Genomic DNA, 2,825 nt, shown 5'->3' on the forward strand with positions numbered 1-2,825 from the left:
TAGCTGCGGAAATAGATGTTACAGAAAGATTTCCTAGCGAAACTGTAGAAAAAATGGCTAGATACCATATGATGGGTATTCCAATAGCAACTAAATATGGTGGCGCTGGTGGAAATAATTTATCATATATTATTGCTGTTGAAGAATTATCAAAAGCATGTGCAACAACAGGAGTTATCTTATCAGCTCATACATCATTATGTGCTGGTCCAATAGATGCTTTTGGAACAGAAGATCAAAAAATGAAATATTTAGTACCACTTGCAACTGGCGAAAAATTAGGAGCTTTTGGATTAACTGAGCCTAATGCTGGTACAGATGCTTCAGGACAACAGACTACAGCAACTTTAGATGGTGATAACTATATATTAAATGGTTCAAAAATATTTATCACAAATGGTGGAGTAGCAGATACATTTGTAGTTTTTGCTATGACTGATAAAACTAAGGGAACAAGAGGAATTACAGCTTTTATAGTTGAAAAAGATTTCCCTGGATTCTCAATAGGTAAACATGAAGATAAATTAGGAATAAGAGCATCATCAACAACTGAACTTGTATTTGAGAACTGTATAGTTCCAAAAGAAAACATGCTTGGAAAAGAAGGAAGAGGTTTCGGTATTGCAATGAAAACTCTTGATGGTGGAAGAATTGGTGTAGCTGCTCAAGCTCTAGGAATTGCTGAAGGAGCATTAGACGAAGCTACTAAATATATGAAAGAAAGAAAACAATTTGGAAAACCACTTGCAGCATTCCAGGGACTTCAATGGATGGTTGCAGAACTTGATGTTAAAATTGAAGCTGCTAAACTTTTAGTATATAAAGCAGCGTTTAATAAAGATGCTGGTTTATCATATACAGTAGAAGCTGCAAGAGCAAAATTGTTTGCATCAGAAACTGCTATGGAAGTTACAACAAAAGCTGTTCAAATCTTCGGAGGATATGGATATACTAAAGAATATCCATTAGAAAGAATGATGAGAGATGCTAAAATAACTGAAATATATGAAGGAACTTCAGAAGTTCAAAGAATGGTTATAGCTGGAAATCTATTAAAGTAGGAGGAAATTAAATGAATATAGTTGTATGTTTAAAACAAGTTCCAGATACAAACGAAGTTAAAATAGATCCTAAAACAGGAACCCTTATAAGAGAAGGAGTTCCATCAATAATAAATCCAGATGATAAAAATGCATTAGAAGAATCATTAAGATTAAAAGATGAACATGGTGCGCACGTGACTGTAATTAGCATGGGACCACCTCAGGCAGAAAAAGCATTAAGAGAAGCTTTAGCTATGGGCGCTGATGAAGCAATACTTGTATCAGATCGTGCATTTGCAGGAGCAGATACTTTAGCTACATCACATGCACTTGCTGCAACTTTAAAGAAATTAGACTACGATGTAGTATTTGCTGGAAGACAAGCAATTGATGGAGATACAGCGCAAGTTGGACCAGAAATTGCAGAGCATTTAAATCTTGCACAAATAACATACGTTGAAAAAGTTGACGTAATTAAAGGTGGATTAAAAGTTAGAAGAGCTTGGGAAGATGGATATGAAGATATCGAAGTTAAAACTCCTGTTCTTTTAACAGCTATAAAAGAATTAAATGAACCAAGATATATGAACATAAAGAACATTTTTGAAATGTTCCAAACTAAAGAAGTAAAAGTTTGGAATGCAGCAGATATCGGAGCAGACATAGCTGTTCTCGGACTTAAAGGTTCACCAACAAAGGTTAAAAAGTCAATGACTAAAGAACCTAAGGGAAAAGGCGAATTAATACAATTACCAGCAGCTGAAGCTGCTTTATATGCAGTTTCTAAATTAAAAGAAAATCACTTTATCTAAAATGTAGGAGGGAGCAATCAATGAATATAGCAGATTACAAAGGCGTATGGGTCTTCGCTGAACAAAGAGACGGAGAACTTCAAAAAATTTCTTTCGAACTTTTAGGTAAGGGAAGAGAAATTGCAGATAAATTAGGAGAAGAATTAACAGCTGTACTACTTGGCGATAAAACAGATGATATGGTCAAAGAGCTTGTAGCATTTGGAGCTGATAAGGTAATAGTTGCGAGTTCTCCATTGCTTGGTCATTTTACAACTGATGCATATGCAAAAGTTATATGTGATTTAGCAAATGAAAGAAAACCAGGAGTAATATTTGTTGGAGCAACTTATTTAGGAAGAGATTTAGGACCAAGAATATCAGCAAGGCTTTCAACAGGTTTAACTGCTGATTGTACTTCATTAGATATAGATACAGAAAACAATAATTTAATGATGACAAGACCAGCATTTGGTGGAAACCTAATGGCTACTATAGTTTGTGCAGATCATAGACCACAAATGGCTACTATTAGACCAGGAGTTTTCGAAAAATTGGCTAAAGATGCTTCTAGAACTTGCCCAGTTGAAAAAGTTACTGTAAATTTAAAAGAATCAGATATCAGAACTAAGACTGTTGATATTGTAAAAGTTGCTTCAGTTTTAGCTGATATCGGAGAAGCTAATATTATAGTATCTGGTGGTCGTGGAGTTGGAAGTAAAGAGAACTTTGCTTTACTTGAAAAACTTGCAGCTACTTTAGATGGTGTAGTAGGAGCATCAAGAGCAGCAGTTGAGAATGGTTGGATAGATAAAGCAGTACAAGTAGGTCAAACAGGAAAAACTGTAAGACCAACTGTATATATAGCTTGCGGTATTTCAGGAGCAATTCAGCATTTAGCTGGTATGCAAGATTCTGATTTCATAATAGCTATAAATAAAGATGCAACTGCACCTATCATGAAAGCTGCTGATGTAGCAATAGCTGGAGA

At 35.0% G+C, this 2,825-nt stretch carries 3 protein-coding genes; all 3 read left to right on the forward strand.

Features of this window, described 5'->3' with window-relative positions:
- Positions 1-1,061 (forward strand): acyl-CoA dehydrogenase (locus KPL54_RS25545; protein WP_216103646.1); only part of this gene is annotated, 1,061 nt, incomplete at its 5' end.
- A gap of 11 nt (positions 1,062-1,072) precedes the next feature.
- Positions 1,073-1,855 carry an electron transfer flavoprotein subunit beta/FixA family protein gene (locus tag KPL54_RS25550; RefSeq protein ID WP_171299305.1) on the forward strand — a complete coding sequence of 261 codons (783 nt, stop codon included), beginning with the start codon at positions 1,073-1,075 and terminating at the stop codon, positions 1,853-1,855.
- Between the two features lie 20 nt (positions 1,856-1,875).
- On the forward strand, positions 1,876-2,825 hold a 950-nt coding region (locus tag KPL54_RS25555), incomplete at its 3' end, for an electron transfer flavoprotein subunit alpha/FixB family protein (protein WP_216109293.1).

Origin of the sequence: Clostridium estertheticum (genome assembly GCF_018861295.1) — a bacterium.
Lineage (GTDB): Bacteria > Bacillota > Clostridia > Clostridiales > Clostridiaceae > Clostridium_AD > Clostridium_AD estertheticum_D.

What these genes read in the sequence shown, in the direction of transcription:
- KPL54_RS25550 (WP_171299305.1), top strand. Translation starts at nt 1,073, where the DNA reads ATGAATATAGTTGTATGTTTAAAACAAGTTCCAGATACAAACGAAGTT.